The sequence below is a fragment of the Nitrosomonas sp. GH22 genome (assembly GCF_009833115.1).
Lineage (GTDB): Bacteria > Pseudomonadota > Gammaproteobacteria > Burkholderiales > Nitrosomonadaceae > Nitrosomonas > Nitrosomonas eutropha.
This window is the reverse complement of the sequence record NZ_QRCA01000009.1, coordinates 156,901-181,693: the sequence shown is the minus strand read 5'-3', so window position 1 is coordinate 181,693 and position 24,793 is coordinate 156,901. Positions and strand designations below refer to the sequence as shown.

The window sequence follows — 24,793 nt, the reverse complement described above, 5'->3', positions numbered from 1 at the left end:
ACCTGCCGTGAAATAGCTTACAACCTGCTTAATATTTACTTACCAGATCTGACAGCACACTGTACCGTCATCTAAATTAAATCCGCCGCCATTGAAAAAGATATCGCCGTATGCATTTTTAATACGAATACAAATTACACGAGCAATTGAATTGTTTAGAAATACCTTGATGATAAAATCCAGAAATTCATTTCTAGTAAACAGGTAGGTAAATCACAAAATGATCGGAATCCTGATCATCAGTCATGAGCAGTTTGGGGCCAGTCTGATTGACTGCGTCATCCATATTCTGGGCGAGCGTCCCCCGCTGTTGCTTAATCATATTGTGTCCCCGGCTGCAGATCCGGATACTGAGGCGATAAAGTTGCAGGCAGTACTCAAGCAGCTGGATCAGGGTGACGGTGTTCTGATTCTGACGGATATTTTGGGCGCCACGCCAGCTAATATTGCTTGTGGGCTGATTCAGGATGGGCGCGTTGAATGCCTGGCCGGGCTAAATCTGCCCATGTTGTTGCGTGCGGTACAGCACCGGCATATTCCCCTGCCACAGCTGATTAACAAAGTCCTGACAGGCGGACGGGAAAGTATCCTTCATATATCGCAGGAAACCGGCAATGCCAACTGAGACGTTAACTATCCTCAATAAACTGGGTTTGCATGCGCGTGCATCAGCCAAACTGACACAACTGGCAGAGAGGTTCGAGAGTGAAGTCTGGTTGACACGCAGCGGTCGCCGGGTAAATGCCAAAAGCATCATGGGTGTCATGACGCTTGCCGCCAGCAAGGGTACAGTGGTCGAGCTGGAAACAATCGGACCCGACGCAATTCAGGCCATGGAAGCATTAAAAGCGTTGATCAATGATTGCTTCGGGGAAGGTGAATGAGTTTCATCCTCCATGGTGTCGGTGTGTCCGACGGAATTGCGATCGGACGTGCTCATCTGGCCTCGTCAGCAGCGCTGAACATCCTTCATTACCAGCTGCCAAAAGATCAAATTGATGCTGAATTGGCACGGTTACACAACGCATTTTCCACCGTGCGGCTGGAGCTGGAAACACTAAAGAGTTCTACTGTACAAGGAGCTGGACCGGCTGAATTCAATGCATTTCTGGAACTGCACCAGATGATTCTGGATGATCCGATGTTTTCCCAGGCTGCACTGGACATTGTAAAGCAAGCGCAATGCAACGCCGAATGGGCAATTACACAACAAATGGAGGTCCTGGTTGCACGCTTCGAGGAAATAGAAGATGCCTATTTGCGTGAACGCAAAACCGATGTTGCCCAGATAGCTGAACGGGTTCTGAAGGTGTTGCTCGGACATCCGGGGTATACGCCCCCGCCGGTGAAACAAGATGGCTCCGGTATTCTGGTAGCACATGATTTGAGTCCGGCTGATGTCATGCAATACAAGCAGTATCAATTTTCTGCCTTTCTGACAGACATGGGCGGGCCAACCTCGCATACCGCTATTGTTGCACGCAGTCTCAATATTCCATCGATCGTGGCTATGCAGCACGCCCAGCAGCTTATCCGCGAGAATGACAATCTGATTGTAGATGGCAATCAGGGCATCGTCATTATCAACCCGGATAAATATATCCTCGCCGAATATCGTCTGAAGCAAAACCAGCTTGAGCTGGAGAAACGCAAACTCTGGCGTCTCCGCTTTGTAGCAGCAGTGACACGGGATGGTACTCCGGTGGATTTGCTTGCCAATATCGAACTGCCGCAAGAAGTCGAGCGGGCAAAAGAACATGGCGCAACCGGAATCGGTCTGTTTCGCAGTGAATTTCTGTTTTTGAACCGGGATGATCTGCCGGATGAAGAAGAACAGTTTGAAGCCTATTCCACGGTGATCAAAGGCATGAATGGATCACCTGTCATCATTCGTACGTTTGATCTGGGTGCGGACAAGAATCTCAGAAGCGCCTATCGCATGGCTCCCAATCCGGCGCTTGGCCTGCGTGCGATCCGGATGAGCCTGGCCGAACCAGGCATGTTTCTGGCGCAACTGCGCGCCATTTTGCGCGCTTCAAGCCTGGGCCATACCCAGATCCTGATTCCGATGCTTTCCAGCAGCCGGGAAGTTGATCAGACACTGCAAATGATCGAATTTGCCAAGCAAAGTTTACGAGATGAAAACAAGCCTTTCAATGAAACTATTAAAATCGGCTGCATGGTGGAAATCCCGGCAACTGCGCTGAGCCTTGAGCTATTCATGCGCAAACTGGATTTTTTATCCATCGGCACCAATGATCTCATTCAGTACACACTGGCAATTGACCGGACCGACGAAACCGTTGCGCATCTGTTTGATCCGCTGCATCCGGCCATTTTGCGATTATTGGCCCGGATCATCCAGAGTGCGACAAAAGCCGGCATACCGGTTTCTATCTGCGGAGAAATGGCAGGCGATGCAAAATATACCCGTCTGTTACTCGGGATGGGGCTACGGCAGTTTTCCATGTATCCCACACAGCTACTGACTGTGAAACGGGAGGTACTGGATAGTTCTTTGCCCGATATTTCGCGCCTGATACAAAAGATACTCAAGGCGGACGAGCCGGAGAAAATTCATGATCTGCTGCAGAAACTTAATAGCTGATACATCCACCTCCCTAAGGAATACTGAATTTTCGGTAATACAATTAGATACAATGAGCATTCATTTTTCACATCTACAGTCAGTTTTATTATTTTCAGATGTTCATGCAAGATTCTGATTCTATCGGTATCGTCTCGGCGCGACGCGTACATTTTGACACCCCACTCAGCCTGAAAAGCAGGGCTGTACTGGACAGCTATGAACTGGTCTATGAAACCTACGGGGAGTTGAACCCGGAGCGATCCAATGCAATTCTGGTCTGTCACGCATTATCCGGCAACCACCATGTGGCTGGTGTTTACGCAGATAATCCCAAGAATACCGGATGGTGGAACAACATGATCGGTCCAGGAAAACCGATTGATACCCGGAAATTTTTTGTCATCGGCATTAATAATCTGGGTGGCTGCCATGGTTCTACCGGCCCCATCAGCATTAATAACAGAACCGGAAAACGCTACGGCCCGGATTTTCCGCTGGTCACAACAAGTGACTGGGCAAAAACCTATGTGCGTTTTGCTGACCAGTTCGGTATTGATTGTTTTGCTGCCATCATTGGGGGCAGTCTTGGGGGCATGTCGGCCATGCAACTGGCGCTTGATGCTCCGGAAAGAGTGCGCCATGTCGCGGTGATCGCCGCTTCTGCCAGATTAACGGCACAGAATATTGCTTTCAACGATGTGGCACGACAAGCGATTCTGACCGATCCGGATTTTCATGGCGGAGACTATTATTCCCATGGCACCCACCCGCGCAGAGGGCTTCGCCTGGCCCGTATGCTCGGTCATATCACCTATCTGTCGGATGATTCCATGGCCAGCAAATTTGGCCGTGAACTGCGTAATGGCTCGCTTGCATTCAATTATGACGTGGAGTTTCAGATTGAATCCTACCTGCATTATCAGGGAGATAAATTTGCCGATCTGTTCGATGCCAACACTTATCTGTTGATGACAAAAGCGCTGGATTATTTTGATCCGGCACAGGATTATGATGGCAACCTGAGTGCAGCGTTTGCGCGTGCACAAGCAGATTTCCTGGTACTCTCGTTCACCTCTGACTGGCGTTTTTCTCCGGAACGCTCACGCGAGATCGTCAAAGCACTGCTCGACAATAAACTGAATGTCAGCTATGCGGAAATACCTTCCACATACGGGCACGACTCTTTTCTCATGCAGGATGACTACTACCACCAGCTGGTGCGCGCCTACATGGATAACATCTCTATCTAGCAGAACCGGTTAACGGTTTCTTATTTGGACATGACAACAACTGAAATCAGCAGATCGGTCCTGACATTGCGGCCGGATTTCGCCACTATCGCAGCCTGGATCAAACCAGGATCCAGCGTGCTTGACTTGGGTTGCGGTGACGGGACGTTACTGCACTACCTCGGTAACAAGCTCGATGTACGCGGCTACGGCGTGGAAATCAGCGCTCACAATATTCTGGCGTGCATGCAAAAAGGAATCAATGTCATACACAGCGACCTTGAATCCGGCCTGTCCGGGTTTGAGAATGCATCGTTTGATTATGTCATCCTGTCGCAGACATTACAGGCGATGAAAAACACAGAAAATATCATTCAGGAGATATTGCGCGTTGGCAAGGAAGGTATCGTCTCTTTTCCCAACTTCGGTTACTGGAAAAACCGCTTGCAGGTTGCTGCCGGACACATGCCAGTTTCATCCAATCTGCCTTATCAATGGTATGACACCCCGAATATTCACCTTTGTACCTTGCACGATTTCGAGCAACTATGCCAGAAACACAAAGTGAACATCCTGGAAAGGCGAGTAATGAATCATGATAAAAAGGTCGCATTCTTTCCCAATCTCTTCGGTATTCTTGCGTTTTATCGCTTTGGCCACGCAGCGTAACTGGCAACTCAAATTGATGTGATGGAACAGGCAAGATGAGCGGTGCGATTTGCCAGCTACTTCAGCACGATAAAAGTCTATGCCCAGATCATCATGCACTCACCAGGCAGCACTGGCTGCCATGCCGGTACCAAAACAAGTCTATACATACTGCCCGGCTACGTAACCCGAGGACCAGGCCCATTGGAAGTTAAAACCACCCAGGTGACCGGTAACATCCACCACTTCGCCGATAAAGAACAGGCCAGATTGTTTGCTTGCCTCCATTGTCTGCGAAGACAACTCACGTGTATCTACCCCGCCCCGAGTCACTTCAGCCGTCCGATAACCTTCAGTACTAACCGGTTTGATATGCCAATCATTGACAGCACTAGCCAGCGCCGCAAGCCGGACATCGGACAAGTTGGCCAATGGCCCGCTATCATTCCGTTCATCACAAATACTTTGGGCAAGTCGCCTAGGCAAGATTTCCGCTAATACATTGTTGATATGCAGTCTGGGCTGATGTTGTTTTTGCACTTTTAAAAATGCCAACACATCCGTACTTGGTGCAAGATTGATCACAATCGGCTCTCCCTCCTCCCAATACGATGAGATTTGCAAAATGGAAGGCCCGCTCAACCCTCGGTGGGTGAAAAGCAATCCTTCAGCAAAAATCTGTTTCCCGAAACGCACATCCGCCTCGACCGAAAGCCCGCTCAATGCCTGACAACGTGCCAACAATGCTCCATCGAAAATCAACGGCACCAGCGCCGCGTGCGGCTGAATCACGCGCAATCCGAATTGTTTGGCAACCTCATAGCCAAAATGCGTCGCTCCAATCTTGGGAATCGAAAGGCCACCAGTCGCGATCACCAGCGAAGCACAAGTTTGCTCGCCCTGATTGGTTTTAAGCCAATAACCGCCCGCAACTGCTTCAATGGCACGCACCTGCACCGAGGTTTCCAGCTTCACACCTGCCTCATGCGCTTCCGCCAACAACATAGCGATAATCTGTTTGGCGGAATCATTGCAAAACAACTGCCCCAGCTTCTTTTCATGAAAAGCGATACCGTGCCTGCGCACCAGTGCAATGAAATCCTGCGGCGTATAGCGCCTAAATGCCGATTTGCAGAAATGCGGATTCTGAGAAAGGTAGCTTTGGGGCTGGGTATGCAGATTGGTAAAATTGCAGCGCCCACCACCAGAAATACGAATCTTCTCGGCGATCTTGGCGCTATGATCAATCAACCACACCTTGCGCCCTCGCTTGCCAGCCTCAATCGCACACATCAATCCGGCTGCGCCAGCACCGATGATAATCACATCAAAAGAATGAGCCATGATAGTTAAATCGGTGGGGATCAACCGTAAAAAAGAGAACCAAACAAACCGGGTATTCTACAAAAATTCAATCGAAAGAATAGTCAAAGAAATCCAGGCAGGACAACGACAGAACACCTGATACGATGTGGTTATTCCGCCTCTATACGTTAGTTATGTTGTGATTGAACAATGATTGGTACTGCCAAACGTTTACTTGGAATGAAAATGAAGCATGCCAGTTACTTCATCGCGATAAAAATCAATGCCCAGGCCCACTTGTGTCTACCTGTTCGTAGGCTATCCAAGGAATTTGGCTGCCACTACACTTTGATCTAAGTCTGGCGCCGTTTCAATATCAGCCTAATCAGGCAACTACCACGGCTTCGGTATCGAGTGGTACTCCCTTGAATTCCAACGAAGCTCAAGCGTGTGGAGATGGAGCGTGACATATTTATTGGCAAAGGCTACGGCCTGGTTTGTAAACAACCATGATTAATTGAGAAAGTGTATCAATTGATCAAGACAAACTGGGGGCAATTGATTCAACCGGCGCCCACAGCGATGGATATTCGCCGCGATGCTCTTGTACCAGGCGAACAGATCATTCACGAACTCCAGGGGTAAATTTGGTCTGTCCAACTAAAACTCTCAAGTACTCCAATCAGGAAATGTAGCTGCTGTATCAGGGATACGATCTCAGAAAATAGATTATAAGTACCGTGGCAGTGCTTAAAAGAAGTGCTCTCGTTGCCGTTATCCTCTATGTTACTAATCCTGTACCGGAACTGTCATGCAAGCCACATACAATTCCTGGCTGGTTGGCTTGTCACTTGTGGTGGCCATGCTTGCCTCTTATACCGCTCTTGACCTATCGAGCCACATTTCTGCATTGACGCGTCCCAGGCTGCGTTATGTGTGGCTTGCCGGCGGCGCAGCAGCAATGGGCATTGGTATCTGGTCTATGCATTTCATTGGAATGCTCTCTTTTTTGCTGCCTACCCCACTCGGTTACGATTTCGCAACTACCGTCTATTCGCTGGTGATCGCCATACTGCTTTCCTATTCTGTGCTGTATGTGGTCACGCAAACAAAATTGACGATTTCTCGCCTCCTCATCGGCGGCACCCTGATGGGTTTGGGTATCTCCAGCATGCATTACACCGGCATGGCCGCTATGGAGATGCAACCTGCGATTCACTACGATCCGCTGCTGTTCGGTATCTCGGTTGTTATTGCCATTATTGCAGCCAATGCTGCACTGTGGATTGCTTACATTCTCAGCGATGCAGATCAAACCCATCTGATTGCTAAGCGTATCGGCGCAGCGTTCCTGATGGGTGTCGCGATTACCGGGATGCACTACACCGGCATGGCCGCCGCCTATTTTCCACCCGGATCAACTAGCGGCACAGCCAACGATATCGATTCGCAATGGCTCGCCACTACCATCATTTTGCTCACATTCCTGATCCTGATCATTACACTCACACTATCTCGCTACGATGCGAGGGCAAACTTTCTTACTGGCTCAGTATCCCGCCTCAACGACCAGATCGTCCGCATGGCAACATTTGATGCCTTGACGGATTTGCCAAACCGCTGGACGCTTATAGAGCGGATGGAACGTGCGATTGAAATTTCCAGGCGCGATGGGAATATGTTTGCCATCCTGTTTATGGATCTCGATGGATTCAAGATCATCAATGATTCTCTTGGGCATTCAGTTGGGGATGAAGTCCTGAAGGCGTTCGCGCTAAGGTTGCTGCATTGCGTGCGCGGCAGCGACACGGTCGCCCGGCTGGGAGGTGATGAATTTGTGGCACTGCTTGAAAATATCGCGACTACGGACGATGCCTCAGAAATGGCAGATAGCATACTCAGCCGCATGCGCCAAGGTCTATGGGCCAATAACCAGCCTCTACAGGTGATGCCAAGTATCGGAATTACATTATTTCCACAAGACGGCGATACCGTTGAAAAACTGCTGAAGAACGCGGATGCCGCGATGTACGAAGCAAAACGGGGTGGGCGCAGCACCTATCGATTTTTTGAGACGAGCATGAATGAAGCGGCCACTCGCGCGCTGCAGATTCAGCGTGTCTTGCACGAAGCACTCAAAGTTGGCTACTTTTCTCTGTATTTTCAGCCAAAATTCCGTGGCAGCAATAGTGAGCTAGTCGGTGCCGAGGCGCTACTCCGTCTGCGCCATCCAGAATTCGGACTTTTACCACCGATAGAGTTCATCCCGATCGCTGAACGTTCCGGGCAAATCATCCCAATAGGTTACTGGGTGGTGCGCGAAACTTGCCAACAACTACGCCGCTGGAAGGAAGACGGCTTGCCAGCAATCAAGGTGGCCATCAATCTGTCTCCCAGGCAACTGGAGCAACCGGATCTGATCACAACGATGCTGGATATCGTCCGATCTGAACAAATCCCATGCGAACAGATCATGTTTGAAATCACGGAAACCGTGGCGATGCAGGATGCACCCAAAACGACTGATATGATCCGTAAGTTCCAGGAAAACAACTTCGAGATTGCCATTGACGATTTCGGGACAGGTTATTCGAGCCTTGCCTACTTGCAACGCTTCCGTGCCAAGCAACTGAAGATAGATCGTTTTTTCACCAGTGGTATGGATGAGTACGGACATGAAGGCAGCGCCATCGTTTCTGCAATCATCAAACTTGCCCATACACTCGGAATGGATGTGGTAGCTGAGGGCGTCGAGACCGATTCGCAGCTCACGAAATTAAAAAGCATGATGTGCGATGAAGTACAGGGATTCCTGCTGGGCAAGCCTGTAACAGCAGACGAATTTAGTGAACTGCTACACCAGCATACATGTAATGACCTACATTTAAAGCTGACTCAACCAGCATTCAGCGCGATTTTGAGCCGGAAATAACTACAATTATCCATGCGCTAGAGCATGGGTTTTAGGAGATAAGATGCATATTTGGGTCGATGCGGATGCATGTCCAGTCGTGATTAAAGATATTTTATTTCGGGCAGCACAACGTTGGAAACGGCCTTTAACGTTGGTGGCGAATCAGATGTTGTATACACCACCTTCACTTTTGATTAGAGCGGTTCAAGTACCCCGTGGCTTTGATGTGGCGGATGATTATATTGTGCTACACGCGGGCGTTGGTGATTTGGTGGTTACGGGCGATATTCCACTGGCAGCACAGTTAATTGATAAAGAAGCCTTCGTGCTCAGCCATCGAGGAGAGCTTTTCAGCGTAGATAACATACGTGAACGATTATCGATACGCGATATGATGGAAGAATTGCGTAGTGCGGGGGTGGAAACGGGCGGACCTGCAGCGTTTAGTCAATCTGATCAGCGCGGATTTGCCAATGCATTGGATCGTTTGATGATGAAGCTGAGTCAAACAGCCTCTTAGATGTTTAGAACCTGTTTACGATCTTTTGAGTAGTAGTGCCAGGAAGGCCAGATGAATGAATTGCAAGCTGGTATGGTATGGAGTTTACGCTTGCGGTTTTTCCACAGCCGTCGATTCTTCTCCAGCCAGGCAAAACTGCACTCCACCACCCAACGCTTGGGGATAACGGTAGAGGTATGCAATTCACTGCGCTTGGCAATCTGTACTTGTATTGCACATGCTCGCCCAGGATTTCGTGCACACCTTGTGCAAAGGGCTGGCCCACATAGCCACTGTCGCACAGCATACTTTGGACCTGCTCCAAGCTTGGCTTGCAGTGTTCCAAGGTTCTTGCAACGCACCTTTGCGATCAGTCACTTCTGCTGTCGTCACCGCAATGGTATGCGGCAAGCCCTGGGTATCGACAGCGATAGACGCTTGATGCCCGATACCTTCTTGCCTGCGTCATAGCCCTTCTGGCCCGCCATGTCCGTGTTTCTCACACTCTGCGCGTCCACGATCAAGAACGTGCGGCAAGCGTTGCGCCCCCGTTTCTCGCGGGCCGCGCCAACCTGATTTTTTAATGCCTGCTCCAACACACTCACACCGTGCTGATCGGGCTCACTCCATTTGTGCCAATAAGGCATACACACGCTACCATTTGGGAAACTCACTGGGCAGGAATCTCCATTGGCAACCGGTGCGCAGTAGGTATAGCACCGCGCAGAACACCTCATATAGATCCACTGTCGTAGGCTTGGTACTGCGTCGCACGGCAGTATCCTGCCAAATAACCGTTTACACAAAAATTCTTACACTCTCGCGTTTGTGCGTGTCATTCAATGCTTCGTCAAATATACTACCGTTTACGGTTTACAGCAGGTTTGCATAATGGGTAGTTTAAGCAGTAATCTCCCTACATCGAAAAAAAAGAAAATAAAACATGGCACTCGATTCGGAATCATCTGCCAGTAACAGGCAAGGATCACGTAACGAACAGGACACAAACCCCCGCCTCACTGCTGCTTTATGCCTAACCGCCTTGGGTGTGGTCTACGGTGATATCGCTACCAGCCCTCTATATGCGTTTCGCGAAGCGCTGCACAATATGGCGCCCGACTCAAGAACGCCTGAAAGTATCCTGGGTATCCTGTCGTTGATTTTCTGGGCGCTGATCATCCTTGTTTCGATCAAGTATTTGCTAATTATTATGCGTGCGGATAACCACGGCGAAGGCGGCATTCTGGCTCTGCTGGCACTGTTGCGCCCCTGGCGCGGATCGCCACAACACCAGCGCAATATACTGATTGTCCTTGGATTGTTTGGTGCGGCGCTGCTCTATGGCGACGGCATGATCACACCAGCGATTTCGGTACTGAGCGCCATGGAAGGGCTGGAAGTGGCAGCACCACAACTGACATCTTACATAATCCCGGCAACCACCGTTATTCTGGTGCTGCTGTTTATGGTACAGAAGCGAGGTACCGCGCGCATCGGCAGAGTCTTCGGCCCGATCATGCTAGTGTGGTTTGTAGTAATCGCCTTGCTCGGATTGAATGGAATCATTCACCATCCACAGGTGTTGGTCGCGGTCAACCCCTATTATGGGATCAATTTCTTCACTGATAACGGCTGGAGCGCTTTCCGAGTTCTCGGTGGCGTGTTTCTCGCCCTAACCGGCGCCGAGGCTCTCTATGCAGATATGGGACATGTTGGGCGAGCGCCGATCCGGCTAATGTGGTTTGCCCTGGTACTGCCAGCCTTGTTACTTAATTATTTCGGGCAGGGGGCGCTACTATTGCTCGACCCACATGAGGCACAACCGTTTTTTCACCTAGCGCCGCCATCATTCCTATATTCCCTGGTAGGCCTGGCAACGCTCGCCACTATCATTGCCTCTCAGGCGATCATTTCAGGTGTATTCTCGCTGACCCGGCAGGCGATTCAGCTTGGGCAGAGCCCACGGCTGACATTGGTGCAAACCTCCTCGGAGGAAATCGGCCAGGTCTACGTGCCTGCGGCAAACTGGTTCATGATGATTGCTGCCGTATGGCTGGTACTGCACTTCCGCTCCTCGGATAACCTCGCGGGTGCCTTTGGTATCGCGGTATCAGGTACTATGGTGATCACTACCATTCTGGCATTTTTTGTGATGCGCGAACGCTGGCACTGGAACATCCTGACCGCAGTAGCAGTGACGGTGGGATTCCTGATAATTGACCTGGCCTTCTTCAGTTCAAATCTACTCAAGATCACGGATGGTGGCTGGTTCCCGCTGGCCATAGCCGTGTTCATATTTACCTTAATGATTACCTGGCAGCAGGGGCGCCAGCTTCTCATACAGAGAATACATAAGGAAACCGAGTCGTTCCAAGATTTTCTCCAACGTATCGTGACTGATCCTCCTGTGCGTGTGTCTGGTACGGCAGTTTTCCTTACTATCCACCAGCACGATACACCGCCGGCATTACTCTACCAGCTGATTCACAATAAGGCCTTGCACGAACAAGTGGTCCTGGTTACCGTAATTACCGAAGAGGTGCCGCGTGTACCGGCAGCAGAGCGCCTTGAAGTCATGGAGCTGTCTTCCGGTTTTCACCGCATCATTGTGCACTATGGATTCATGCAAAGTCCGAATGTTCCGGTGGCGCTGCGAGCATGTGAAACATTGGGATTGAAGATTGATCTCGACACCACGACCTATTATCTCAGCCGTGCCTCGTTGATCCCTACCGACGAACGCCCCGGAATGGCGCTCTGGCGAGATCGCCTGTTTGCATTTATGTCACGCAACAGCGCCTGGCCAACGGCGTTCTACCATCTGCCGCCAGAGCACGTGATCGAGCTCGGCATACAGGTCGAGCTGTAACACGGTATTATTTAGCGCAATGCATCCGCTCCAGACGATAAAGCAGCAGGTAGTTGAGGTAGTTGCGGGAATGGATCCAGGCAAGCAAATATGGCGATGTACAAGAGCCTCCATGCAGGTTCTGAGTCATCAGACAAATGCCGACAAGTTGGCTATACTCTGCGGCCCTAAAATACCAGCAACCCGGTCACAGCTATAATTACCCAAAATATTTGAACAAGGAGAATAGCGATGAGTGAAAGGTTTACTAAATCGGCTGCCCGTAATATTTTTTACGGCGGGACAGCTTTCTTCCTGCTACTTTTCATTGCACTTTCAATCCATACCCATCTATATATTGTCAACAGTTCGACTGATCAGGCAACACTCACGCCCTCTGTTGCGCAAGGAAAACAGGTATGGGAGCACAATGCCTGCATCAATTGCCATTCGCTACTGGGTGAAGGGGCTTATTTTGCTCCAGAACTGGGTAATGTTTGGGTCCGCTATGGCGGACGTGAGCATCCGGAGGGTGCAAGAATGGGATTAAAGGCCTGGATGAGAGCCCAGCCAACCGGTGTACCGGGACGTCGCCAGATGCCACAATTCAATTTAAGCGAACAGGAGCTGGATAACTTAATCGATTTTCTTGAGTGGGTCAGTCGTATTGATACACAAGCATGGCCTCCAAATACCGCAGGCTAACTCACCTGAACAACTATCATACGAAGGAAAATATCCATGAAATATTCGACCCAGAAACTTGCTTACCCCTATTTCATCGCCGCATTAGCGCTGTTCCTTGTACAGGTATTGGCCGGTGTCCTTGCCGGTTCCGTCTATACCTTGCCTAATTTACTGGCAGAAAGTTTGCCATTCCACATTATTCGGATGATTCACACCAATGCCCTGCTGATCTGGCTGCTGCTAGGTTACTTCGGGGCAGCTTATTTTCTGATTCCTGAAGAAAGCGAGCGAGATATCCATAGCCCGAAAATTGCCTGGTTGCAATTGTTTATCTTCGTCTTCGCTGCACTGGCTGCCGTGGTGAGTTACCTGATGGGGATACATGAAGGCCGGGAGTTTCTGGAACAGCCTTTATGGGTCAAAGTGTTGTTAGTCGTTGCGTTCCTGTTATTTCTGTACAACGTCTCTATGACAGTCCTCAAGGGACGAAAGACCGTTGTCTCCACAGTTCTGCTACTTGGCATGTGGGGGGCGGCACTGTTATTTCTATTTGCCTTCTATAATCCGGATAACCTCGCGCTGGACAAAATGTACTGGTGGTATGTCGTGCATCTCTGGGTGGAAGGCATATGGGAGTTAATCATGGCATCGATGCTTGCTTTTTTGTTAATCAAGATGACTGGCGTGGACCGTGAAGTCATCGAAAAATGGCTGTATGTAATTGTTGGTCTAGCGTTGTTCAGCGGATTGCTAGGCACCGGTCACCACTATTACTGGATTGGCACACCAAGCTATTGGCAATGGATCGGCAGTCTGTTCTCGATTCTGGAAGTGCTGCCCTTCTTCGCTATGGTGCTGTGGTGTTTCCACATGGTGTACCGCAGCGGACGTAATCATCCCAATAAGGCCGCCATGCTCTGGACTTTAGGCTGTCCGGTGATGGCTTTTTTCGGTGCCGGGGTATGGGGGCTAATGCACAGTTTCTCATTCATAAATTTTTACAGTCATGGTACGCAAATCACCGCTGCTCACGGACACATGGCATTTTATGGTGCCTACGTCATGCTCAATCTGGCTTTCTTCACCTATGCCCTGCCACAATTGCGCAGCGTGCAACCGTATAACCAGATTTTGAATATGTGGAGTTTCTGGGTGATGACTGCTTCCATGGCGTTCATGACCTTCACCCTGACGTTTGCCGGGGTACTGCAAACGCATTTACAACGGGTTATGGGACTGGGATTCATGGAAATTCAACAGCAACTGGATTTGTTCTACTGGATGCGATTGCTGTCCGGTATCGTCTTCGTTATCGGCGTAATCCTATACATTTACGCTGCGTTGGGGCCTGTCAAAAACCAGGTGTCACCCTCCCTGAACTTGCGGGCAGCCAACAAATGAAACAGTTGTTAGCCACTCCGGGAATATAGCTGTGACAGCTGCTACGGCAACAGATTTGCCATTTTATGTCCCGATCGGCAATGAATGTGAGTTGTTTGAAACTGCCTACCGACAACGCTTGCCGCTGTTACTGAAAGGGCCAACCGGCTGTGGCAAAACCCGCTTTGTCACTCACATGGCTGCCCGACTACAGCGGCCGCTTTTTACGATCTCTTGCCATGATGATCTGACCGCAGCTGATCTGACTGGCCGTTTCCTGATCAAGGGTGGGGAAACAGTTTGGGTGGATGGACCGTTGACCCGCGCCATCCGCGAAGGCGGTATCTGTTATCTGGATGAAGTTGTGGAAGCACGCAAGGATGTAACAGTCGTACTGCATCCCCTGACAGATGATCGGCGCATGTTGCCGTTGGAACGTACTAATGAAGTATTGCAGGCACCAGATAGCTTCATGCTGGTCATCTCCTATAATCCCGGCTATCAGAACATTCTTAAATCACTCAAACCCAGTACACGGCAGCGGTTTATCGCCCTGTCCTTTGACTTCCCTCCACCGGAAATTGAGCTGGAAATTATCGCCAATGAAAGCGGCCTCGCAAGAGAACATTGCACTGCGCTGGTCAATCTAGCTACCCAACTGCGACTGCTGAAAGAAGTTGATCTGGAAGAAAGTGTTTCCACCCGGTTGCTGGTGTACTGCGCTACACTGATGGCGGCTGGGCTTGATCCCCTGCAGGCAGCACAAGCCGCATTGATCGAACCATTAAGCGATGAGCCGGAAGTGCAACAAGGTTTATTTGAACTGATCCACGCTACTTTCGGTTAAACACCATGTGGCAATGGCTGGAGCTGGAAGAACAAATCGGCCGTCTCTGGCACCGACTGGTTGGCCAGTCTGAAAGTAGTTACCCACACTATCCTTCAGCCGCCGTTTCGCTGGAATCCATTCATGCAGCGTTGCGCACATTTTTTCATGGTATGGGTGGTGATCACGGTCTGTTACTGACGGCCACAATGCTACAAACAGTACGAAATCGTCCAAGTTGGAAACAGCGCCTGGGTCATCACCAAGAAAAACTGCCGTTGGCGGTACTTGGCCCGGAACGATTATTACTGCCCGCCGAGATTTGCTTGTTCCCAGAAGCATCGCTCAATCGGCAACTCTACTTCTGGTTAGCCGCTTTTTTTGCTATGACAGGCAAGAAAACCCTGATTAGATCAACCAATGTCATTGCGACTGCGCACGCTACCGAGAATGAAGTGCAGCAGGCGTCAGCAAGTAGCGGTAAGCAATCCGGACATTTCGACGAAATAAGCCAGCATTGTCATCAATCCGCTTTTTCAAAGGATGATCCATTCCAGACTGATCTTTATTTTCTTCATTGTGCCTGGCAAACCAGTCTTGCTATTTGTCAACGCTATCTAGGCTTAAAAAAAACATATCAGACAATGTGCTCTCATTTACTTCAAACACGTCCACCCCGTTCACTACCGACACAAGAGCATATTGTAGAATCCATTGTACTTGCCCTGCTTGGACAACCGTGTACTGATCCGGCAGCAATCAATTTACTCGCACGCATCCAACAACCTGAACCGGATTTCAGTGATCTGCGCGCAGATAAAGGTTACCACCCGTTTCTGCCAGTGCCGTTATGGGGCACGATAGAAATAGATTCACCGTCGGGTACTACCCGAACATTGTCCGCTGATGAAGATCGGGTTGATCATTCTGTCAATCAGGAAGATCGGTGCAGTAGAAAAGCCCGACGGAGAAAATTTGACCAGAGCGAACGTAATGATCCCCTATTACTAAACCGTTTTGAGAAACTGATCACCTGGTCGGAAATGGTGAATGTCAACCGACCAGTAGAAGATGATAATGAAGCAGGCGCTCGAGAAGTAGCTGATTCAATGGAAGAGCTGGCCGTTACTACCCATCGACGGCGCGCCTCCACAGTATTGAAATTTGATCTTGATCTGGCACCGGAAGATACCGATCCAGCCAGCCTGCTTGCGAAACTAACTTACCCTGAATGGGATTATCGCCGCAAACAATATCACGCTGCCCATTGTCAGGTGCTGTGCCGAATCGCCAGTGAAACCGGAGAGCAATGGGAACCCAGTGACGGTGCCCGGCGGCAGTTTCGCCGGATTCGCCGTCAGTTCGAGGCATTACGCCCTCGTAGGGAAATTTTACGCGGCCAGCCGGATGGCGCGGAACTGGATTTGGATGCACTCGTACGCGCCCAGGCGGATCAGGCCGCTCATGGCATGGGTACAGATCGGCTCTATCTTGCTGCACGCGAACAAGCACGAGATCTGGCGGTCGCGGTGCTGGTAGATGTTTCTCTCTCCACAGACAGCTGGATTGGCGGGCGGCGGGTGCTGGATATCGAGAAAGAAGCACTGGTTGCACTGGCCACTGGCATTGCCGCTTGTCAGGATTGTTTTTCAATTCACACCTTTACCTCACGCCAGCGCCATTTTGTGCAAATGACGACTGTGAAAGATTTTAACGAACCTTTCAGCAGCCGGACATTGCGATGTATTGCAGCATTACGGCCAGGATACTACACCCGGATGGGCACAGCATTGCGCCATGTCAGCCAGTTACTGGCGCAACGACCAGAACGTCACCGCCTGATTCTGTTGCTGACTGATGGCAAACCCAACGATCTGGATCATTATGAAGGTCGCTACGGCGTTGAAGATACTCGCCAAGCGGTTATCGAAGCCCGGCGGCAAGGATTGCAATTGTTTGGCATCACCATCGACCATGAAGCACAAGCTTATTTTCCTTATCTGTTCGGCCGTGGTGGCTACGCCATCATCAATCGGCCGGAACGACTCATCAAAATTATTCCGGCACTCTATCGGCAACTGACTGGCTGACTGCCTGTTATTTCACGAATCATCTGACATAATCAGCAGGGTGTACGCAACACTGATGGTAAGAATACCGTCTTTGCAAACCCTTGAAGGGTAAAGTAATCTGGTAAGGCAATTTATAGGGAATAAACAAACAGTATGAGACAGGGTGCAGCAGCCTGCACCAATTCATTTGGCTGCTTCACCCTTTGTCAGAACAAGAGCTTATTTATCAACTCATGCGCGTCTACGTCGTGATGCACTCAATCCAATGAGGCCAATGCCAAACAGTGCCAGTGTCACTGGTTCAGGTACGGTATTATCGTCAATGGGCACATCGTTAATCGACACGCCAGCGATCGCAAAGGCAGAATCATAAGCAGTATCCAGCGCATTAGTAACACCAAATCCAAGTGAGTAGATTCCGGCTGTGGTAAATGTATAGCTCATCTGGACCCAGTCAGTGTAGCCACACCCCGTTGAATAGCAGGTACCCGAGGAGCTGCCGAGCGGTGAGAATGCTGGGCCACCGGAAATAATTTCAGTCGTGTTAGGTGAAAGCGTTACGCCATTACCCAAGCCCGGCAGGCTGAATCCCGGTACGGTATCGCCAGAAGGAGTCGTTCGCGCGGTAAACAGATAGGAATCAAATGCGCTTGAGTCCTGATATAAACCGGCCCATGCATATTCTGTATACTGAGCTCCATCAGAAGTAATGTAATTGAAATAAAAATTTAACGTATCACCTGCATTTACAGAAAACGTCCCCGTGTGTGCTGCAGAACCGTTGGTTTCTTGTCCAGTCGGACCGACTGGTAATGCGCCAGCACCACTAGGGCCATTATTTGTTGAAATCCACTGATAAGAATTAAAACCTGGCGCCAGCGTTACCACACCATCAACCGCGGTATTCGTTCCGCAATTACCAACACATGTCCAGCTGTCCGGCAGTGGAGCTGCTACTGCATTACCACCTAGTGACAACACTGCTATAGCACCCGTCAAACCAATGGCCACCCAACTCCTATTTTTCATAACTTCTTCCCCTCTGAATTATTGACAAAATTGTCATTCATTAATAAGCAAATTTCATGCCATAACAATAACTAATTTAATAACAACAATAAAAGACGAGATAATGGCAATGACATGTAAAAATTATCGACACACTTTTGGTGCTCTGCAAACTTTTTTTAATTTTTTACGGGATTTTCAACGAACTTTTCTGTTCTTTTTCACAAGAACGAGAAAAATGATGTGGGATTTCAAAGGCCAATGGACAAAAAAGAGGAGGTGTATAAAAATCCGACAGAAATCACATCAGATCGTCTATTTTTGTCGGATTATCAGTTTGATGATGCACACAAGCACACCTTACGGAATGTTATTTACCTCTTTATGAACACATGAAGCAACTTTGCACTGACTGCTTCACTGATGTTCTTCAGAAGTTCCTTGGCTGCTGTCTATTTCATGAACCGCCTGATGGTATCCAGCAGCAGCTCGTTTTCAGGATGATCTTCCAGTGCTGTTTGCCAAATTTTTTCAGCATCTTGTCTGGCACCGGATACCCACAACAATTCTCCATAATGCGCGGCAATTTCTGGATCAGAGCGCGTATCAAAAGCAAGTTTTATATACTTGATCCCTTTTCTCGGATCACCCATCCGGTAATACACCCAGCCCAGGCTATCCAGAATGTAAGGATCATCAGGAGAGAGCTCAATCGCCTTCTGGACCAGCGCCAATGCCTCCGGTAACTGCTCTCCACGCTCGGCCAGGCTGTAACCCAGTGCATTGTAGGCATGAGCATTATCCGGTTTCAGCTGGATTAATCTACGCAGATCCCGTTCCAGCACATCCAGTTTGCCAATCTTGTCTGCCATCAAGGCGCGATCATAAAGCAGCTCGACCTGTTCCGGATATTTCCGGAGATAGGCATCCAGCAAATCATACGCTCCCCGGAAATCATTATTATCTCGTAGCAACTGTGCTTCGGAGATCAGCAACTGCGTACGTTGCCGCTCATCCGAAACCTGGATCGTCTTCAGATAGTGTCTGGCAGCTACCACGCTATCCCGTTTTGCCAGCAAATAAGCATAGCGCACATGTGCTGGAATATAACGATCTCCACTTGCCACCTTTTGATAGGCATCCATTGCCTGCGCATCACGCTGCGAGATCTCATAGATACGTCCCAGATTGAAATGAATCGTATCGGCATCCTCAAACCCCAGTTGCAAGGCACGTTTGAAATATTTTTCGGCATTTTCCAGATCATCCAGCTCGGCGGATAATAGACCGATTGCCAGCGCGATATCCGGATTGGATGGATTGGCCTGTTCTAGTTTCTGAAATTGTTCACGCCCCCGATCAAATTCTTTTTCCTCCATCAACATGCGGATATAGGCAATTCGCATATCATTGGCTCTGGGAAACCGGTCAAGATACTGACTGTAAAAGGCCTGTGCTTTGTCTGTATCAATTTTCTGCAGAATCTGTCCCTGGTGTACAGCAGCCATTTCCCATTCCGGTCGCAGCTTGAGCGCCTGGCTCATGGCTTCTGATGCCGATTTGAACTGACGGGCAACCCATGCGGCCTGTGAAACAGCGAAATGGGCTTCCGGCAGATCAGGATAGGGCGCTGCAAGCTGCCGAATGAGCTTTAGTACTGCCTCCTTGTCTGGATGATGAGACAGAAGCTTGTTAAGCTGCATAAAAGCCTTATCGACGGTTTCCGGCTCAAGCACAAGCAACCGTTCAATATGAGGACGCACTTTATTCAATTGGCCGGTCGCAACAAACAGCGCTACAGCTGCCTGATGTGCCTGTATGGAATTCGGTTCCAGCGTTGCCCATAAATCAATGGCTTCCCGGGCATCATCGAAACGACGCGCCCGCAGTGCGATATCAGTCGCATGCTCTGCGATTCCCGGGTCACGTGTTTCCTTTGCCATCCGGATAAAGCTTTCCACAGCAACGCCTGGCTGATTCCGCTGCAAAGCAATTTCTCCCTGCAGGAAATCAAAAAGAAGATCAGCAGTGAGTTCAGTAACGGGCGCTGCATTCTCGGGTGCCTCCGAATCACCCATAACTTTATTTCCTGTCTTGGGAAGCTGGGTACATCCCGCCACGCCCAGCAGCGTTGCTAATAATATCGTCAAAATAACATTCATTTCGTATCGGCCTTCGGCAACTATTTATCTGTACTAAGACTTTCAAACAACAAGCCTGGTTCTTGTAATTACGGTATATTCGGTTGGTTTCAATATTCTTTATTTAAAAAGACAATCACTGATCAACTGGTTGATCCACAGAATTTTGCGGGGATGGGTAGGCGTTTACATCCGGAGCAGACTGATCCTGCGCAAATGGATTAAGTGAAACACTCGGGAATCAGGCATCAAGGCATGCTGCCCGGCACATTTTTCTGATCATCGATCTGTTGCGTCCCCTGTCCTCCGGTACCACTGGCAGCCAGAGTGAATTTCCAGCTCTGATAACTCTCGGCATTTTCAAACGCCGCATAATCCGCCGGGAAGCTGGTTCGCTTGATCGGCACATTTGTCGAAAGACTGTAAATACCGATGATCCCTCCATCCTCCTGCCTGATCAGCCCCCAGTTGTGGCTGCCGGTCATCGGATCATAGTAAATTTTTCTGAGATGCCGTTTAACAACCGGGGAACGCTCATCTTTAAGTAATTGTTCCAACGATTCCGGGTAGCGCCCAGCGCCTCCCCCGGCGGTTTGGGAATCATTGTAATAAGATTCAATCGCCCGCCTAAACTGATCTCCCACAAACAGTAATTCCTGCTCCTTCTCCCGCCTGGCTTCTGTTTGCCATACCAATCCGGCGGCAGCCAGCATCACGCCCGCCAGCATAACAGCAAACAACATCCAGATATAAATATATCCCTGTTCTTCTCTGATCCGTTTCATCACCATTTTTCATAAAACGTCCCGTCCAGCGCCTGCTTGTTGGAAATGGTATGTACATCAAATACGCCTTCCATTTCAGGATCAGGAGGTGGTATTTCCACCCAGATATTTTCCCCAGTAATCGGGTCAACCGGTACTGCACGAATATAGCGATCCTCAACCAGCTGATTCAAATCAGCCGGATATTTGCCAGTATCGGCATAATATTTATCGATAGCATCGCGCAAAATACCAAGGTTCTGCCTGAGCACCGTTTCCTTCGCCCGATCAACGGATGTAAAGTAACGTGGCGACACAATGGTGAGCAAAATAGCAATAATTGTCATGACAACCAGCAGCTCGATCAGTGTAAACCCACGCTCACGCAACCGTATAAAATGTCCATCAGGCTGATCTGCATCAACTAGATGATGGCCACTAAAAAAACGGCTTTGAACGATTGATGACAAACCCATCAGCAAATTTTACCATTGGTTATAAGGAATCCCGTTCAACCCCACCTTTTCCGACAATGAATAAACATCATAAACATCGTCCCCTTCTTCAGGATGATCGGGTGAGCTGGCGTAACTGCGCTTACCCCAGGTTTCGGCAGCCATTACATCAGAATCGGGAAACATGGGATCACGCGGCAGCCGGCGCATAAAAAAGATTTTTTTCTTGTCCGGATCCTTGGTATCGTCTACCCCCATCTCCAGATCTTCCAGTTTGCGGGGATAGCCGGTTTCATCAGCTTTCTTCTCCACCCGTCCTTCATCCGCCGCCTGCTTGTAAGCATCAATCGCTGTACGAATCTGACGCAGTGCAGTACGCAACGCCTGCTCCTTTTCTCGCTTGGCGACCATTTCACCTAACGGCATTGCAGCAGAAGCCAGGATTCCCATAATCACCACCACAACCATTAGTTCAACCAGCGTAAAACCTCGACAAGCCTGAAAATGACAGTTTTCTGGAAACACTTTTTGCACGATCGTTTTCAGAGATACCTTTATTGAATCCGGATAGTTGCTGTCGGTGGCACGTCCACTTCAATCGCCTGTCCGGTTTCATCTCGCACCTGCAGATTCTGTAACGCGATTTCGGTTGAACCCGGATTTGTACTAATCACCTTGAAACGTAATACTGCCGTCATTCCAGTAGGTTGATCCCGTCCAAATTTTAGGCTGCGCATGCCGGATTTTTCTCCGCCATCTATCAACTCCAGCGCCTCCGGATCATAGATCAGGTTCAACTCACCGGACAGCATGGAATTCTGTGTCACCAGCCTGACAGTAGTGGTAAATTCCCGTCCCATTGTCACGCTTTCCGGTGCCCGCAATGTCAGCGAAGGTGACGCAACACTTCCTGCCTGGGTGATAGCTTCTTCAAACGGATCAGATTCCGTGCCGAGCAATCCGGCAGATCGTGCCGCCTGGCCAAATGCGGCATAGCCACCACCGACTGAAGCGCTGCCTGAGGATTCCATGGCTAGTGATTGCGGAGCCGTTTTCCGGATAGTAACAGGAAGTTTTCCGGCAGCGCTGGCTGTACCGGAATAAAATTCACTCTCAAAATGGTTGGGCTGAACGACATTACGAATAATATGCGGTGTGATCAGCAAAATTATTTCGGTTTTATTATGTTTCCTGACCTGCTTGGAAAAAATATCCCCCAGTATCGGAATCTCGGTCAGTCCAGCGATACCCGATTTTACCCGGCTCAGATCGTCCTGAATCAATCCGGCAAGTACCTGTGTTTCCCCATCGCGCAATTCCAACACTGTTTCCGCAGTGCGTGTACCGATGACAATGGCTGTGGCCGCATTATCTCCCCCTCCGGATCTCTTCTCGCCCAGATTACTACTGACCTCCAGCAATGCTTTCAGTGTTACCTCATTGTTGGTTCTAACGACTGGTTCAACCTCGAATTTCAATCCGACATCAATATAAGTCGCTGAAGCAGCCGACCCGACATTGGCGGTATTGGTCACGGTGAACACCGGCTCCTTGTTGCCGATATGGATTTTTGCCTTTTCCCGACTTTTAACGCGAATACGGGGATTGGCCAGCACATCCGCGTTAGTCAGCGTTCTGCCAAAATCAATTTTTGCCTGATTACTAATGGTAAAACTCCGCAGACCTTCAAATCCCGCATTCTTGATCATGCTCATTTTCACCACGGAATCAGCTGCCGCCTGGGCAGGTGCACCCACTCCAGGGATGGCGCTGAATGTCACCGAAGTAGGCATATTCGGCCCCAGCTCCAGTGTGTTATCACGCTTCACTTCCAATACAACCACATCCAGCATCACCTCGGGATCAGGAAAATCATTGATTGCAACCAGGCGTTCCACTAACCGGATCATCTCCAGCGTATCTCTGATCACAAACAGGTTGAGTTTTTCGTTAACGTAGATATCACGCGCCTTGACCAGCCCACGGATCATAGCCACCATCTGTTTGACATCGGTATTAGCGACATGGAAGCTGCGCACTACCAGCTCCTGATAATCTTTTTGCTTGGCCGGCGTATCCGGATAAATCAACAGCGTGTTGCTGTTTAACACCTTATAAGCGAGCTGGTTGGTCAGAAGCAACAATTTCAGCACATCTTCAATGGAATTGTCCCGTACAAACATCGAAGCCGTTGCTTCCTGCTGAACATTGCGATCAAACACAAAATTGATACCAGCCGTGCGGGAAATAAGTTCAAATATGGCTTTTAGTGATGTATCACGAAACTCCATGGTAATTGGCTTGCTGAACTCGGAGATCAGGGATAATTCGGATGTCTCGGCCCGTGCAATCCGTTCACTAAGCGCCTTGATCAGCTGCCTGGCTTCGGATTGCATGGGATTATTTGCCAGTACCCCTCTTACGATTTTTTCCGCACCTTCCACGTCATGATGCGCAAGCGCTTCTTTTGCCTGATTCACCAGCACAATATGACGGCGCTCCAGCTCAACTGCTTCTAATCCTTCCCGGGCACGTTCATTATTGACACTGACACCCAGGACTCGTTGATAATCCAGCTCCGCCTGCTCCAGATTGCCTGCCATCCGGAAGCCATCCGCCTCGAATAAAATCTGGCCAATGATGGAATCACGTTCTCTGGCCAGAGTCGCACTCACTTCCCTGTTATCTGGTTCCTCGCGCGCAGCTTGCTCCAGCTTGCTCAATCCTTCTTCCAGCCGACCTTCCGCGATCAGCTGTTTTCCTTCCAGGAAGGAGGGGTTTCGTGTCATTTGTGTTGCACAACCGGTGATCAATACACACAATAGCAGCAGCACAAAAAAATTTCTCCCTCTATTCATGACACCCTTTATGGACAGCTCTAATTGATAAGCAGTGTTTGCCTGACACCTAAGGGAAGATAAATCAGTTCAACTGCATCCTCCCGAATCCGATCAATCCGGTATTCCGCATTGATCCTTTCCCCCACACCAGCAACATAATTTTGATCTGCCTGGGCCAGAAATATCCGGGTTTTTCCTTCCGCAACCACTCGACCCAGATATTCAAACTGTAATGGTGGCGCAGAGGGTGTCGGCGGCTGTCGCCTGATTTCTTCCTGCCTGGATTGAAGAATTTGCGGGTTAAAACTGCTATCTACAGCAGTGCGTTTCGGCACCCAGGAAGTCACAGCGAATATATCATCTGCCCTGGCACTAAATTTTCGTTTTCCCAATTGATCGACCGGCAACGTTTCACGGGTTTGTCCAACAGTGCGTTTGTCGCCTGAAAAACCAGATACCGGTTGTACTGCCTGTACTACATCATCCACAGCCTGTTCACTCTCATCATCAACCAGCAATGCTGCTAGTACAGTAGCCGCCAGAGCACCCCAGAGCATCCATTTCCGATAAACCGCGCTGGCCATATC

The 24,793-nt window shown here is 49.5% G+C and carries 20 protein-coding genes and 1 pseudogene; 12 read left to right on the top strand and 9 right to left on the bottom strand.

What is annotated here, in order from left to right:
• Window positions 1–220: 220 nt before the first annotated feature.
• From ABF86_RS02710 to metW, 5 genes are all read left to right on the top strand, one after another.
• Window positions 221–625 carry a PTS sugar transporter subunit IIA gene (locus ABF86_RS02710; RefSeq protein ID WP_074684735.1) on the top strand — a complete coding sequence of 135 codons (405 nt, stop codon included), beginning with the start codon at window positions 221–223 and terminating at the stop codon, window positions 623–625.
• Complete coding sequence (locus tag ABF86_RS02705) at window positions 615–884, top strand: HPr family phosphocarrier protein (RefSeq protein ID WP_074684734.1); 270 nt, start codon at window positions 615–617, stop codon at window positions 882–884. The genes ABF86_RS02710 and ABF86_RS02705 overlap by 11 nt, the downstream gene beginning before the upstream one ends.
• Window positions 881–2,608, top strand: coding sequence for a phosphoenolpyruvate--protein phosphotransferase (gene ptsP, locus ABF86_RS02700; protein ID WP_011633646.1), 1,728 nt, complete (start codon window positions 881–883; stop codon window positions 2,606–2,608). The genes ABF86_RS02705 and ptsP overlap by 4 nt, the downstream gene beginning before the upstream one ends.
• Before the next feature lie 98 nt (window positions 2,609–2,706).
• Window positions 2,707–3,840, top strand: a complete 1,134-nt coding sequence (locus tag ABF86_RS02695; protein WP_011633645.1) for a homoserine O-acetyltransferase — start codon at window positions 2,707–2,709, stop codon at window positions 3,838–3,840.
• Window positions 3,841–3,870: 30 nt separating this feature from the next.
• A complete protein-coding gene (gene metW / locus ABF86_RS02690; protein ID WP_011633644.1) occupies window positions 3,871–4,488 on the top strand; it encodes a methionine biosynthesis protein MetW in 618 nt (205 codons plus the stop codon).
• Window positions 4,489–4,629: 141 nt separating this feature from the next.
• Here the strand turns inward: metW and ABF86_RS02685 are convergent, their stop codons facing one another.
• Complete coding sequence (locus tag ABF86_RS02685; RefSeq protein WP_160803450.1) at window positions 4,630–5,811, bottom strand: NAD(P)/FAD-dependent oxidoreductase; 1,182 nt, start codon at window positions 5,809–5,811, stop codon at window positions 4,630–4,632.
• A 772-nt stretch (window positions 5,812–6,583) separates the two neighbouring features.
• Between ABF86_RS02685 and ABF86_RS02680 the strand changes: the two genes are divergently transcribed.
• Together ABF86_RS02680 and ABF86_RS02675 are read left to right on the top strand one after the other, a co-directional pair.
• Entirely contained in the window at window positions 6,584–8,704 is a 2,121-nt protein-coding gene (locus ABF86_RS02680) for an EAL domain-containing protein (RefSeq protein WP_074455418.1), read from the top strand.
• A 43-nt stretch (window positions 8,705–8,747) separates the two neighbouring features.
• Window positions 8,748–9,206, top strand: a complete 459-nt coding sequence (locus ABF86_RS02675) for a YaiI/YqxD family protein (RefSeq protein ID WP_074455417.1) — start codon at window positions 8,748–8,750, stop codon at window positions 9,204–9,206.
• Between the two features lie 15 nt (window positions 9,207–9,221).
• Here the strand turns inward: ABF86_RS02675 and ABF86_RS02670 are convergent.
• Window positions 9,222–9,962 (bottom strand): annotated as a pseudogene (locus ABF86_RS02670) (IS5 family transposase); the annotation flags it as partial.
• Window positions 9,963–10,128: 166 nt separating this feature from the next.
• On the opposite strand from ABF86_RS02670, the gene ABF86_RS02665 reads away from it, so the two are divergent.
• From ABF86_RS02665 to ABF86_RS02645, 5 genes are all read left to right on the top strand, one after another.
• Window positions 10,129–12,054, top strand: a complete 1,926-nt coding sequence (locus ABF86_RS02665) for a potassium transporter Kup (RefSeq protein ID WP_074684732.1) — start codon at window positions 10,129–10,131, stop codon at window positions 12,052–12,054.
• 231 nt (window positions 12,055–12,285) lie between these two features.
• Window positions 12,286–12,738 carry a cytochrome c gene (locus ABF86_RS02660; protein WP_074684731.1) on the top strand — a complete coding sequence of 151 codons (453 nt, stop codon included), beginning with the start codon at window positions 12,286–12,288 and terminating at the stop codon, window positions 12,736–12,738.
• A gap of 36 nt (window positions 12,739–12,774) precedes the next feature.
• The gene (locus tag ABF86_RS02655; RefSeq protein WP_074684730.1) at window positions 12,775–14,121 is read left to right on the top strand and encodes a cbb3-type cytochrome c oxidase subunit I; all 1,347 of its coding nucleotides are present in this window, start codon (window positions 12,775–12,777) and stop codon (window positions 14,119–14,121) included.
• A 31-nt stretch (window positions 14,122–14,152) separates the two neighbouring features.
• The gene (locus tag ABF86_RS02650; RefSeq protein WP_218138411.1) at window positions 14,153–14,947 is read left to right on the top strand and encodes a CbbQ/NirQ/NorQ/GpvN family protein; all 795 of its coding nucleotides are present in this window, start codon (window positions 14,153–14,155) and stop codon (window positions 14,945–14,947) included.
• A gap of 5 nt (window positions 14,948–14,952) precedes the next feature.
• The gene (locus ABF86_RS02645) at window positions 14,953–17,016 is read left to right on the top strand and encodes a VWA domain-containing protein (RefSeq protein ID WP_160803449.1); all 2,064 of its coding nucleotides are present in this window, start codon (window positions 14,953–14,955) and stop codon (window positions 17,014–17,016) included.
• Between the two features lie 213 nt (window positions 17,017–17,229).
• Here the strand turns inward: ABF86_RS02645 and ABF86_RS02640 are convergent, their stop codons facing one another.
• From ABF86_RS02640 to ABF86_RS02610, 7 genes are all read right to left on the bottom strand, one after another.
• Window positions 17,230–18,027 carry an NF038132 family protein gene (locus tag ABF86_RS02640; RefSeq protein WP_074455413.1) on the bottom strand — a complete coding sequence of 266 codons (798 nt, stop codon included), beginning with the start codon at window positions 18,025–18,027 and terminating at the stop codon, window positions 17,230–17,232.
• Between the two features lie 431 nt (window positions 18,028–18,458).
• Complete coding sequence (locus ABF86_RS02635; RefSeq protein ID WP_074684727.1) at window positions 18,459–20,168, bottom strand: tetratricopeptide repeat protein; 1,710 nt, start codon at window positions 20,166–20,168, stop codon at window positions 18,459–18,461.
• A gap of 227 nt (window positions 20,169–20,395) precedes the next feature.
• Window positions 20,396–20,932 (bottom strand): type II secretion system protein, encoded by a 537-nt coding sequence (locus tag ABF86_RS02630; RefSeq protein WP_074455411.1) that lies wholly within the window; start codon window positions 20,930–20,932, stop codon window positions 20,396–20,398.
• Entirely contained in the window at window positions 20,932–21,387 is a 456-nt protein-coding gene (locus ABF86_RS02625) for a type II secretion system protein (protein WP_083341415.1), read from the bottom strand. Before ABF86_RS02625 ends, ABF86_RS02630 begins: the two co-directional genes overlap by 1 nt.
• Window positions 21,388–21,396: 9 nt before the next feature.
• Complete coding sequence (locus ABF86_RS02620) at window positions 21,397–21,900, bottom strand: prepilin-type N-terminal cleavage/methylation domain-containing protein (protein ID WP_011633632.1); 504 nt, start codon at window positions 21,898–21,900, stop codon at window positions 21,397–21,399.
• A 20-nt stretch (window positions 21,901–21,920) separates the two neighbouring features.
• Entirely contained in the window at window positions 21,921–24,155 is a 2,235-nt protein-coding gene (locus ABF86_RS02615; protein ID WP_240142194.1) for a FecR domain-containing protein, read from the bottom strand.
• 89 nt (window positions 24,156–24,244) lie between these two features.
• Window positions 24,245–24,790 (bottom strand): hypothetical protein, encoded by a 546-nt coding sequence (locus tag ABF86_RS02610; protein ID WP_074455444.1) that lies wholly within the window; start codon window positions 24,788–24,790, stop codon window positions 24,245–24,247.
• Between the last annotated feature and the right edge of the window lie 3 nt (window positions 24,791–24,793).